This window comes from Paenibacillus sp. FSL R5-0914 (genome assembly GCF_038004525.1).
Taxonomy (GTDB): Bacteria; Bacillota; Bacilli; order Paenibacillales; family Paenibacillaceae; genus Paenibacillus_AQ.
In genome coordinates, this window is sequence record NZ_JBBORH010000001.1 from 1,559,158 (window position 1) to 1,571,659 (window position 12,502).

At 45.7% G+C, this 12,502-nt stretch carries 7 protein-coding genes; all 7 read left to right on the top strand.

Annotated features, from left to right (window positions below):
• Nucleotides 1–225 precede the first annotated feature (225 nt).
• The 7 genes from rpoB to tuf all read left to right on the top strand — a co-directional run bounded on the left by rpoB (nt 226) and on the right by tuf (nt 12,422).
• The gene (gene rpoB, locus MKX60_RS06690) at nt 226–3,771 is read left to right on the top strand and encodes a DNA-directed RNA polymerase subunit beta (protein WP_076300962.1); all 3,546 of its coding nucleotides are present in this window, start codon (nt 226–228) and stop codon (nt 3,769–3,771) included.
• Between the two features lie 114 nt (nt 3,772–3,885).
• Nucleotides 3,886–7,497: a DNA-directed RNA polymerase subunit beta' gene (gene rpoC, locus MKX60_RS06695; protein ID WP_042192182.1), complete on the top strand. Its 3,612-nt coding sequence runs from the start codon at nt 3,886–3,888 to the stop codon at nt 7,495–7,497.
• Nucleotides 7,498–7,676: 179 nt separating this feature from the next.
• On the top strand, nt 7,677–7,928 hold the full coding sequence (locus MKX60_RS06700; RefSeq protein WP_042131229.1) for a ribosomal L7Ae/L30e/S12e/Gadd45 family protein: 252 nt from the start codon (nt 7,677–7,679) through the stop codon (nt 7,926–7,928).
• Between the two features lie 133 nt (nt 7,929–8,061).
• Nucleotides 8,062–8,481: a 30S ribosomal protein S12 gene (gene rpsL, locus MKX60_RS06705; protein WP_036680518.1), complete on the top strand. Its 420-nt coding sequence runs from the start codon at nt 8,062–8,064 to the stop codon at nt 8,479–8,481.
• A gap of 44 nt (nt 8,482–8,525) precedes the next feature.
• Complete coding sequence (rpsG, locus tag MKX60_RS06710; RefSeq protein ID WP_036680520.1) at nt 8,526–8,996, top strand: 30S ribosomal protein S7; 471 nt, start codon at nt 8,526–8,528, stop codon at nt 8,994–8,996.
• A 47-nt stretch (nt 8,997–9,043) separates the two neighbouring features.
• Nucleotides 9,044–11,122, top strand: coding sequence for an elongation factor G (fusA, locus tag MKX60_RS06715; RefSeq protein WP_042192180.1), 2,079 nt, complete (start codon nt 9,044–9,046; stop codon nt 11,120–11,122).
• 109 nt (nt 11,123–11,231) lie between these two features.
• A complete protein-coding gene (tuf, locus tag MKX60_RS06720; protein WP_042192178.1) occupies nt 11,232–12,422 on the top strand; it encodes an elongation factor Tu in 1,191 nt (396 codons plus the stop codon).
• The last annotated feature ends 80 nt before the right edge of the window (nt 12,423–12,502 follow it).

A 12,502-nucleotide genomic window follows, 5' to 3' on the forward strand; every position in this document is an offset into this window, starting at 1 on the left:
TAGCGCATAAACTGTTGCTTGGTGACGTATAATATGTACGTTTTGGGCAAATCTACTGGATAAGGAGTATTTTGGTCATGGATAAGTGCGCTCTTTTTTCGAAGATTTCGATAAGGGCTTTTCTTTTATTTATGACTGAATCCTTGTAGTATGGTTCCATTATACGGTTCCAAACAAGGGTTCGCAATCAATTTTTAAGTGAGTAGACATGAGGGGTGAGTAAAGTTGGCAGGACATCTTGTTCAGTATGGTCGACGCACTCGGCGGAGCTATGCGAGAATTAACGAGGTACTCGAGGTCCCGAACCTGATCGAGATCCAACAAAAATCTTATGATTGGTTTTTGGAGGAAGGATTGCGGGAAATGTTTCAGGACATCTCGCCGATCCAGGATTTCACAGGTAATTTGGTACTAGAGTTCATTGATTACAGCCTGGGTGAACCAAAATATACGGTTGACGACGCTAAAGAGCGGGACGTGACGTATGCGGCTCCTCTGCGTGTAAAGGTGCGGCTCATTAATAAGGAGACCGGTGAGGTCAAAGAGCAGGAAGTGTTCATGGGAGATTTCCCGCTGATGACGGAGACCGGCACTTTTATTATTAACGGTGCGGAACGGGTTATTGTCAGCCAGTTGGTTCGCTCTCCAAGCGTCTATTTCAGCACAAAAGTGGATAAGAACGGCAAAAAAACCTACACCGCCACAGTAATCCCGAACCGCGGAGCCTGGTTGGAACTTGAGACCGACGCTAAGGATATTATGTATGTTCGTATCGATCGGACTCGTAAAATTCCTGTTACCGTACTTTTGCGTGCTCTCGGTTTCGGTAGTGATGCCGAAATTCTGGAATTGCTTGGCAATGATGAATATATTCGCAATACGCTGGATAAAGACAACACGGACTCCACGGAGAAGGCGCTTATTGAAATTTATGAGCGTTTGCGTCCGGGCGAACCGCCGACACTAGACAATGCCAAAAGTTTGCTGGTCGCGCGTTTCTTTGATCCAAAACGCTACGACCTAGCTAATGTAGGCCGTTACAAAATCAATAAAAAGCTACACATTAAGAATCGTCTTTTCAATCAACGTCTTGCTCAGCCTTTGGTTGACGAAGCTACAGGAGAAATCCTGGCTGAGTCCGGTCAAATGGTCGATCGCAGACTGCTTGATGAATTGATTCCTTACTTCGAAAAGAATGTTGCCTTTAAGAACTACCGTGTTACTGGTGGGGTTATGGACAGCGAAGATATTCCTCTTCAAACGATTGACGTATTCTCGCCAATTGAAGAAGGTCGGGTTATTAAGCTGATCGCTAACGGCAACATCGACAAGTCTGTTAAGCACATTACTCAAGCTGATATTATATCCTCGATCAGCTACTTTATTAATTTGCTTCACGGAATTGGTAATACCGATGATATTGACCATCTGGGTAACCGTCGTCTGCGTTCTGTGGGTGAACTTCTGCAGAATCAGTTCCGTATCGGTTTGTCCCGTATGGAGCGCGTTGTGCGTGAAAGAATGTCGATTCAGGATGCTAATGCAATTACGCCTCAAGCTCTGATCAATATTCGTCCGGTTATCGCGTCCATTAAAGAGTTCTTCGGTAGCTCCCAGCTGTCTCAGTTTATGGACCAGACGAACCCACTTGCGGAACTTACGCATAAACGTCGTCTGTCTGCACTCGGACCCGGTGGTTTGACACGTGAACGCGCGGGCTTTGAAGTTCGTGACGTCCATCACAGTCACTACGGCCGGATGTGTCCAATTGAAACACCGGAAGGTCCGAACATTGGATTGATCAACTCCTTGTCCACCTTTGCTCGTATCAACGAATACGGCTTTATTGAAGCTCCGTATCGTTGGGTAGATCCAAAGACAGGTAAGGTAACTGAACAAATCGATTATCTGACTGCTGATGAGGAAGATAATTATGTAGTTGCTCAGGCTAACGTATTGATCGATGAAGATGGCTCCTTTAAGGAAGACATGGTAATCGTTCGTTACAATAAAGACTCTGACAACATTACAACAATGCCAAGTAATCGTGTAGATTACATGGACGTTTCGCCTAAACAGGTCGTATCCGTCGCTACGGCGCTCATTCCGTTCCTTGAGAACGATGACTCCAACCGCGCTCTGATGGGATCTAACATGCAGCGTCAAGCCGTTCCACTTCTAATTCCTAAAGCTCCGCTCGTCGGAACAGGGATGGAACATAAATCCGCTAAGGATTCTGGCGTATGTGTTGTTTCTAAATATGACGGTATTATCGAACGCTCTTCAGCTAATGAAATTTGGCTGCGCCGGGTTGAAACTGTCGAAGGCAAAGAAGTTAAAGGCGATATCGTTAAATATAAATTACACAAATTTATGCGTTCTAACCAAGGTACCTGTATTAACCAACGTCCTCTAGCTAAAAGAGGGGATATTGTTAAGAAGGGTGACATCCTGGCGGACGGTCCTTCTACAGAAATGGGCGAACTTGCTCTTGGTCGTAACGTAGTCGTTGCGTTCATGACTTGGGAAGGTTACAACTACGAGGATGCGATCCTGTTAAGTGAAAAGCTAGTTAAGGAAGATGTATACACTTCGATTCATATCGAGGAATACGAATCCGAAGCTCGTGACACTAAACTGGGACCTGAAGAAATCACACGTGATATTCCAAACGTGGGCGAAGAAGCTCTGCGCAATCTTGATGAGCGTGGAATTATCCGCATCGGTGCGGAAATCAGTGCTGGTGACATTCTAGTTGGTAAGGTTACTCCTAAGGGTGTAACTGAATTGACTGCAGAAGAGCGTCTCCTACACGCTATCTTTGGTGAGAAGGCTCGTGAAGTACGGGATACCTCTTTACGCGTTCCTCACGGTAGTGATGGTATTATCGTTGACGTTAAAGTATTTACACGTGAGAACGGCGATGAGCTGCCTCCTGGCGTAAATCAATTGGTTCGTGTGTACATCGCTCAGAAACGTAAGATTTCTGAAGGTGACAAAATGGCCGGACGTCACGGTAACAAGGGTGTCGTTGCTCGTATCCTGCCAGAAGAAGATATGCCGTTCCTTCCGGACGGTACGCCAGTACAGGTTGTTCTTAACCCTCTAGGCGTTCCTTCTCGTATGAACATCGGACAGGTGCTTGAGGTCCATATTGGTATGGCCGCATTGCGTCTGGGAATTCACATTGCAACGCCGGTATTCGACGGAGCACGTGAGTACGACGTATTTGATACGATGGAAGAAGCTGGCATGCAGCGTAATGGTAAGACTGTATTGTACGATGGTCGTACAGGTGAACGCTTCGAACGTGAAGTTACTGTCGGCGTCATGCATATGATCAAACTGGCGCACATGGTTGATGATAAGATTCACGCCCGTTCAACAGGACCTTACTCACTAGTTACGCAACAGCCACTGGGTGGTAAAGCTCAGTTTGGTGGACAGCGTTTCGGGGAGATGGAAGTGTGGGCGCTTGAAGCTTACGGTGCTGCATATACATTGCAAGAAATTTTGACCGTAAAATCCGATGACGTGGTTGGTCGCGTGAAGACGTACGAATCCATTGTCAAAGGTGAAAATGTACCGGAACCAGGTGTTCCTGAGTCGTTCAAGGTATTGATCAAAGAACTGCAGTCCCTGGGTATGGATGTTAAGATTCTTAGCGGTGACGAGCAGGAAATTGAAATGAGAGAATTGGACGATGAGGACGAGACGTCAGGCGACAAGCTGAGCCTCAATTTAGAAGGCGCAGAAGTCGGAGCAGAATAATCACGTTGGAGCTTTTGAGTTCCATTTTATAAAGGACCGCGCCCTCTTTTGATGTAACAGTCAGAGGAGGGCAAAGCGGTACTAAATCAGGATTAGGTTAAGGAGGGTTGCTCCTTGTTGGACGTTAACAATTTTGAATTTATGAAAATCGGACTCGCTTCTCCGGAGAAGATTCGTTCATGGTCCCGCGGAGAAGTTAAGAAACCGGAAACCATTAACTATCGTACATTGAAACCGGAAAAAGAGGGTCTTTTCTGTGAGCGTATCTTTGGACCGCAAAAAGACTGGGAATGTCATTGCGGTAAATACAAACGTGTCCGTTATAAGGGCGTAGTCTGCGACCGTTGTGGCGTTGAAGTTACTCGTGCTAAAGTTCGTCGTGAACGTATGGGTCACATTGAATTGGCTGCTCCGGTATCTCATATCTGGTACTTCAAAGGTATCCCAAGCCGTATGGGTTTGGCACTAGATATGTCTCCAAGATCACTTGAAGAGATTATCTACTTCGCTTCGTATGTTGTAACTGACCCAGGTGAAACACCACTGGAAAAGAAACAACTTCTATCCGAGAAAGAATATCGTAGCTACCGCGAAAAATACGGTTACGGATTCCAAGCGGGCATGGGTGCTGAAGCTGTTAAGAAGCTTCTTCAAGACATCGACATCGAAAAAGAGCTGGAATTCCTCAAAGAAGAACTGCGTACGGCCCAAGGCCAACGTCGTAACCGGGCGATCAAACGTCTGGAAGTCATTGAAGCATTCCGTAACTCAGGCAACAAACCTGATTGGATGATCATGGATGTTCTTCCGGTTATTCCTCCGGAGCTTCGTCCGATGGTTCAATTGGATGGTGGCCGTTTTGCTACGTCTGATTTGAACGATCTTTATCGTCGTGTTATTAACCGGAACAACCGTCTGAAAAGACTGCTGGATCTTGGTGCACCTGACATTATCGTGCAGAACGAGAAACGGATGCTACAGGAAGCTGTCGATGCTCTCATCGATAACGGCCGTAGAGGACGTCCGGTAACGGGTCCTGGTAACCGTCCATTGAAATCTCTCAGCCACATGCTGAAAGGTAAACAAGGACGTTTCCGTCAGAACTTGCTCGGTAAACGGGTTGACTACTCTGGTCGTTCCGTTATCGTTGTAGGACCGTACCTCAAGATGTATCAGTGCGGACTTCCTAAGAAAATGGCGCTAGAATTGTTCAAGCCTTTTGTCATGAAGGAATTGGTTAATAAGGGCCTAGCCCACAACATAAAGAGCGCAAAACGTAAAGTTGAGCGTGTAAGTCCTGAAGTATGGGATGTACTTGAAGAAGTAATCAGAGAGCACCCAGTACTTCTAAACCGCGCACCAACACTTCACCGTCTCGGTATCCAAGCTTTTGAACCGATTTTGGTGGAAGGTCATGCTATTCGTCTTCACCCACTCGTATGTACGGCTTATAACGCCGACTTTGACGGTGACCAAATGGCGGTGCACGTTCCTCTGTCAGCAGAAGCTCAAGCGGAAGCACGTATTCTCATGCTTGCATCCGGTAATATCTTGAACCCTAAAGACGGAAAACCGGTTGTAACACCTTCCCAGGATATGGTCCTTGGTACTTTCTACCTGACCATGGACAACAAGGAAGAAAAAGGATCAGGTATGATTCTGCGTACCGTAAATGAAGCTGTATCGGCTTACCAACGCGGAACTGCAGGTCTTCATGCTCGTGTAGCTATTCCAGTTAAAGCACTAGGTAAGACTTGCTTTACGGAAAAACAACAAGGCGCAATGTTGATTACTACGATCGGTAAGATTATATTTAATGAAATTTACCCAAGTAGTTTCCCTTATATCAATGAAGCGACTAAGACTAACTTGCTGCATGGCACGCCAGAGAAATACTTTATCTATGAAAAAGGCGCTGATATTCGCGAGCTGATTGAATCCGCTCCTGAAGCCAGCGCTGTAGGTAAAGAATATCTGGGTCTGATTATCGCACGTTGTTTTGAAACTTATCATACAACCAAAACCTCTATGATTTTGGATAAAATTAAACAACTCGGCTTTACTTACTCCACACGTTCCGGTGTTACCGTTGCTGTGTCGGATGTTATCGTGCCTGAGGAGAAAGTTACGATCCTGAAAGAGTCCGAAGCTAAGGTAGATGTGGTTGCTAACCAATATCGCCGTGGTCTGATCACTAATGACGAACGGTACGACCGTGTTATTGAGATCTGGTCGAAGACGAAGGATGATCTTACGAACATCCTGCTTAAATCGATGGACCGTTTCAACTCTATCATGCTCATGGTTGACTCCAAAGCGCGGGGTAACAAATCGCAGATCACTCAGCTGGGTGGTATGCGTGGTCTGATGGCAACACCTTCGGGTCGGATTTTCGAATTGCCAATTAAAGCGAACTTCCGTGAAGGTCTTACGGTCTTGGAGTACTTTATCTCCACTCACGGAGCGCGTAAAGGTCTTGCCGATACCGCACTTCGTACTGCTGACTCCGGTTACTTGACTCGTCGTCTCGTTGACGTAGCTCAGGACGTTATCGTTCGTGAGGAAGATTGTGGAACGGACAAAGGATTTACAGTTAGTCGAATTCAGGATGGTAAAGAGGTTATTGAGGATCTGTATGACCGTATTGAAGGTCGTTACTGCTTCGAGACTGTTCGTCATCCAGAAACAGGCGAAATCATTGTTCACCGCAACGATTTGATTGACTCCGATAAAGCGGAAGCAATCGTAGACGCTGGTGTAACTAAGCTACAAATCCGCTCTGTACTAAGCTGCCGTGCTCGTCATGGTGTTTGTAAGAAATGTTACGGTCGTAACTTGGCAACTGGTAAACACGTTGAGATCGGTGAAGCGGTTGGTATTATCGCTGCACAATCTATCGGTGAACCAGGAACCCAGCTTACAATGCGTACGTTCCATACCGGCGGTGTTGCCGGTGATGACATCACGCAAGGTTTGCCGCGTATTCAAGAGTTGTTTGAAGCCCGTAACCCTAAAGGTCAGGCTACAATCAGTGAGATCGATGGTGTAATCAAGGAAATCCGTGAAACTAAGGATCGTCGTGAAATCGAGGTTCAAGGTGAAGCAGAATCCAAGACTTATTCCATTACTTATGGTTCACGTCTACGTGTCAGCGAAGGCCAAGAAATTGAAGCCGGCGATGAGTTGACAGACGGTTCGATTGACCCTAAAGAAATGCTGCGAATCAAAGGGATCCGTGGGGTACAAAACTACATTCTGCAAGAAGTTCAGCGTGTATATCGTAACCAGGGCGTTGAGATCAATGATAAGCACATTGAAGTTATGATCAAACAAATGCTTCGGAAGATCCGTATCATTGACGCAGGTGACACAAGTCTGTTACCAGGCGCGTTTGCGGATATTCATGAATATGAAGCTGCTAATAAGGAAGCCATCTTGTCAGGTAAAGAGCCTGCAGTTGCTAAACCGGTCTTACTCGGTATTACCAAGGCATCTCTTGAGACAGATTCCTTCTTATCCGCTGCATCTTTCCAAGAAACTACTCGTGTCTTAACAGACGCTGCTATCAAAGGCAAAGTAGATAAGTTGCTTGGACTCAAAGAAAATGTTATTATCGGTAAGTTGATTCCTGCAGGTACTGGTATGAATCGTTACCGTAATGTTAAGCTAAGTGATCCAAATGCAGAAAGCGCGCTTGAATCTTTAGAGCCGGTTCCTGCTGAATAAATTAGCAAACATGGTAGTGAACTCGTGTCATACCTAATCATAGGTGTGACACGAATATCTGCTGTGTATAATATTCATAAAAATTATTGCTGAATTTCTTGACACCATCTATTGATAATGCTAAAATGTCTAAGGTGCGTGAGTAGCCATGTTATCCTTGTTCATTGGAGGTAATGATTATGACTGATGATAGAGGACTACAGGATGCTCAGGTCAAGATCGGTACCAAACAAACCGTCAAGGCGGTAGAGTTGGGCCAAGCTGCAGAAGTCTATGTGGCAGAGGACGGAGATCAAAGGCTTACTTCCAGGATAGTTATGCTTTGTAACAAACAAGGTGTTAAGATCACATACGTGGATACGATGCTGAATTTGGGCAAGGCCTGCGGAATAGAAGTTGGCGCTGCGATGGCAGCCGTCTTAAAACAATAGCTACGGAAATGTTTTTGTACTGGGGTGAACTCCAGCGGCAAGAACTTTTCATTTGTCTTTTTATGAACCGCCTGGGTCTGTGGGCTTAGAGTTCTTAAATCGGCTATCATTTCAGGAAGGGGGTGGCAACAACATGCCAACAATTAACCAATTGGTTCGTAAAGGCCGTCAAGCCAAAATCGAAAAATCTAAATCTCCCGCTCTTCAAAAAGGGTATAACGCCCTCAAGCGTGAGGCTACAAATTTGAGCGCTCCGCAAAAACGCGGTGTGTGCACTCGTGTTGGTACTATGACTCCACGTAAACCAAACTCAGCGCTTCGTAAATATGCCCGTGTTCGTTTGACGAACCGTCTCGAGGTAACAGCTTATATCCCGGGTATCGGACATAACTTACAAGAGCACAGTGTTGTATTACTTCGCGGAGGTAAAGTAAAGGACCTTGCAGGGGTTCGTTACCATATCGTTCGTGGTGCATTGGATACAGCAGGTGTAGCTAACCGGATGCAAGCTCGTTCTAAATACGGTGCTAAACGTCCTAAAGCTAAGAAATAAGAAAAAATTCTAGAATAATAAACATTTAAGAAAGGGGGATATCCATGCCACGCAAAGGTCCAGTTACTAAGAGAGACGTATTGCCAGATCCGTTGTATAATAGCAAGTTGGTTACTCGTTTGATTAACCGCATTATGCTGGGTGGTAAAAGAGGTGTCGCTCAAAGCATTCTGTACAATTCATTCAAGTTGATTGAAGAACGTACGGGTAAAGATCCGATGGAAGTTTTCGAAGCTGCCATCAAGAATATCATGCCGGTTTTGGAAGTCAAAGCTCGTCGTGTCGGTGGTGCTAACTATCAAGTACCTATCGAGGTTAAACCAGAGAGACGTACTGCTCTGGGATTACGTTGGCTCGTAAACTACTCTCGCAACCGCGGTGAGAAGACGATGGAAGAGCGTTTGGCGGCTGAGATCATCGACGCTTCCAACAACACAGGCGCTTCTGTTAAGAAACGCGAAGATACACACAAAATGGCTGAAGCAAACAAAGCGTTCGCTCACTACCGTTGGTAGGATTAAGGTCATTCAAATAACTTATATTTTGAAGGGAGATCCATTTCATGGCTAGAGAGTTCTCCTTAAAAAATACACGTAATATCGGGATCATGGCGCATATTGATGCTGGTAAAACAACTACCACAGAGCGGATTCTTTTCTATACAGGCCGTACGCACAAAATCGGTGAAGTTCACGAGGGTGCTGCTACAATGGACTGGATGGAGCAAGAACAAGAGCGCGGAATCACGATTACGTCCGCTGCTACGACTGCTGCGTGGAAAGGTCACCGCATCAATATCATTGATACCCCAGGACACGTTGACTTCACTGTTGAAGTTGAACGTTCCCTGCGTGTATTGGATGGGGCAGTAGGTGTATTTAGTGCAAAAGAGGGCGTTGAGCCTCAGTCTGAAACCGTATGGAGACAGGCTGACCGTTATAACGTTCCACGTATTGCATATGTGAACAAAATGGACATTATCGGTGCGGATTTCCTTAACGTAATCGAAACTATGCGTGATCGCCTTCAAGCCAATGCAGTTGCTATTCAATTGCCAATTGGTGCAGAAAGTGATTTCACTGGTATTATCGACCTTGTTGAGCAAAAAGCACACATGTTCAGAGATGATCTAGGCCAAAACATCGAAGTAACGGATATTCCGGAAGAATATTTGGCCAAAGTTGAGGAGCTGCGTCTCGAGTTGATCGAGAAAGTTGCTGAACTTGATGAAGATCTGACTATGAAGTACCTGGAAGGCGAAGAAATTACAGTTCCGGAAATTAAAGCTGCACTGCGCAAAGGCGTAGTTGAAGTTAAATTGTTCCCTGTAATTGTTGGATCCTCCTACCGTAACAAAGGGATTCAGCTTATGCTGGATGCTGTTGTTGATTACTTGCCATCTCCTCTTGACGTTCCAGCTATCACTGGACATCTTGATGATGGAACTGAAGCAGTTCGTCATTCTTCGGATGAAGAACCGTTTGCAGCTTTGGCATTTAAAATCATGACTGACCCTTATGTAGGTAAACTTACGTTCTTCCGTGTATACTCTGGTATTCTAGAGTCCGGATCTTACGTAGTTAATGCTACTAAGAACAAGCGTGAACGTATTGGTCGTATCCTTCAAATGCATGCTAACAGCCGTCAAGAGATTTCCATCGTGTATTCTGGCGACATCGCTGCAGCAGTTGGTTTGAAAGACACCAGTACAGGTGATACACTGTGTGATGAGAAGCATCCAGTAATTCTGGAATCAATGAACTTCCCTGATCCAGTTATCGAAATCGCTGTTGAACCAAAAACAAAAGCTGACCAAGATAAATTGGGCGTTGCTCTCGGTAAGTTGACTGAAGAGGATCCAACTCTTCGTGCTCATACTGATGAAGAAACAGGCCAAACTATCCTGGCTGGTATGGGTGAACTTCACTTGGACATCATCATCGACCGTATGCGTCGTGAGTTCAAAGTAGAAACCAATGTGGGTAAACCACAGGTTGCTTACCGCGAAACGTTCAAGGCACCTGCTCGCGTCGAAGGTAAATTTGTACGCCAATCTGGTGGTCGTGGTCAATACGGTCACGTGTGGGTTGAATTTGAACCCCTCGAGCCAGGTACTGGTAGCAAATTCGAAAGTAAAGTTGTCGGTGGCTCGGTTCCTAGAGAGTACATCGCTCCTGCACTTGCGGGTATCGAAGAACAAATGAAAAACGGCGTACTTGCAGGCTTCCCGCTTGTAGACGTTAAAGCTACCATCGTTGATGGTTCTTACCATGATGTCGATTCCAACGAAATGGCATTTAAAATTGCCGGATCGATGGCGCTTAAAGCAGCTAAAGACAAGTGTAAACCTGTCCTGCTTGAGCCAATCATGAAAGTAGAAGTAACTGTTCCTGAGGAATATATGGGTGATGTTATGGGTATGCTGAACTCCCGCCGTGGCCGTATCGAAGGTATGGATTCCCGTGGTGGAGCGCAAATTATCCGTGCTAAGGTGCCTCTTTCCGAAATGTTCGGATACTCTACAACTCTTCGTTCTGGTACTCAAGGACGTGGCGTATTCTCAATGGAGCTTTCTCACTATGAAGAAGTTCCTAAATCCATTGCGGAAGAGATCGCTGCTAAGAACAAAGGCGGAGAATAATTACTAGTTTTAACTTGCCGTCCGAGTATAATTACTCAGTCATCTAAGATAAACATATATGCGGGCGGCTCAAATATAAGGAACCCCACATTAAGGAGGAACTGTTCAAATGGCAAAGGCAAAGTTTGAACGTAACAAACCGCACGTTAACATCGGTACTATTGGTCACGTCGACCATGGTAAAACGACTCTGACTGCTGCAATCACTACTGTATTGTCCAAAACTTACGGTGGCGCAGCTATCGCATTCGATCAAATCGACAAAGCTCCTGAAGAGCGCGAACGTGGTATCACAATCTCCACTTCCCACGTTGAATATGAAACTCCTAACCGTCACTACGCTCACGTAGACTGCCCTGGTCACGCCGACTATGTTAAAAACATGATCACAGGCGCAGCGCAAATGGACGGAGCTATCCTGGTTGTATCCGCAGCTGATGGCCCTATGCCACAAACTCGCGAGCACATCCTGTTGTCCCGTCAAGTAGGTGTTCCATACATCGTTGTTTTCTTGAACAAATGCGACATGGTTGAAGACGAAGAGTTGTTGGAATTGGTTGAAATGGAAGTTCGTGACTTGCTGAGCGAGTATGACTTCCCAGGCGACGACACTCCAATCATTCGTGGTTCTGCTCGTGAAGCTCTTCAAAACCCAGAAGGCGAATATGCTAAGAAGATTGTTGAAATGTTCGAAACAATCGACGAGTACATTCCACTTCCAGAGCGTCAAACTGACAAACCATTCTTGATGCCTGTCGAAGATGTATTCTCCATCACTGGCCGCGGTACTGTGGCAACTGGTCGCGTAGAACGCGGAACAGTTAAAGTCGGAGAAGAAATCGAAATCGTTGGTATTCACGAAGAAACTAAGAAATCCGTAGTTACGGGCGTAGAAATGTTCCGTAAATTGCTGGATTCCGCTCAAGCCGGCGACAACATCGGAGCTTTGCTTCGTGGTGTAGACCGTACTATGATCGAGCGTGGCCAAGTATTGGCTAAACCGAACTCTGTTAAACCACACACTGAGTTCACTGCTCAAATCTACGTTTTGACTAAAGAAGAAGGCGGACGTCACAAACCATTCTTCACTGGTTACCGTCCACAGTTCTACTTCCGTACAACTGACGTAACTGGCATCATCAACTTGCCAGAAGGTACTGAAATGGTTATGCCTGGTGACAACATCACTGTAACTGTTGCTTTGATCTCCCCTATCGCTATTGAAGAAGGTACTAAATTCTCCATTCGCGAAGGTGGACGTACAGTTGGAGCAGGTAGCGTAGCTTCCATCCAAAAATAAATTCGTTTCTATCTGCGGGTAGACTCTGAATCATAGTGCCCCGGATTCTTCTTGCGGAGAATCCGGGGCTTTTTGTTATT

Coding starts and splice junctions, on each gene's coding strand:
- rpsL (WP_036680518.1), top strand. CDS start 8,062: ATGCCAACAATTAACCAATTGGTTCGTAAAGGCCGTCAAGCCAAAATC.
- MKX60_RS06700 (WP_042131229.1), top strand. CDS start 7,677: ATGACTGATGATAGAGGACTACAGGATGCTCAGGTCAAGATCGGTACC.
- rpsG (WP_036680520.1), top strand. CDS start 8,526: ATGCCACGCAAAGGTCCAGTTACTAAGAGAGACGTATTGCCAGATCCG.
- tuf (WP_042192178.1), top strand. CDS start 11,232: ATGGCAAAGGCAAAGTTTGAACGTAACAAACCGCACGTTAACATCGGT.
- fusA (WP_042192180.1), top strand. CDS start 9,044: ATGGCTAGAGAGTTCTCCTTAAAAAATACACGTAATATCGGGATCATG.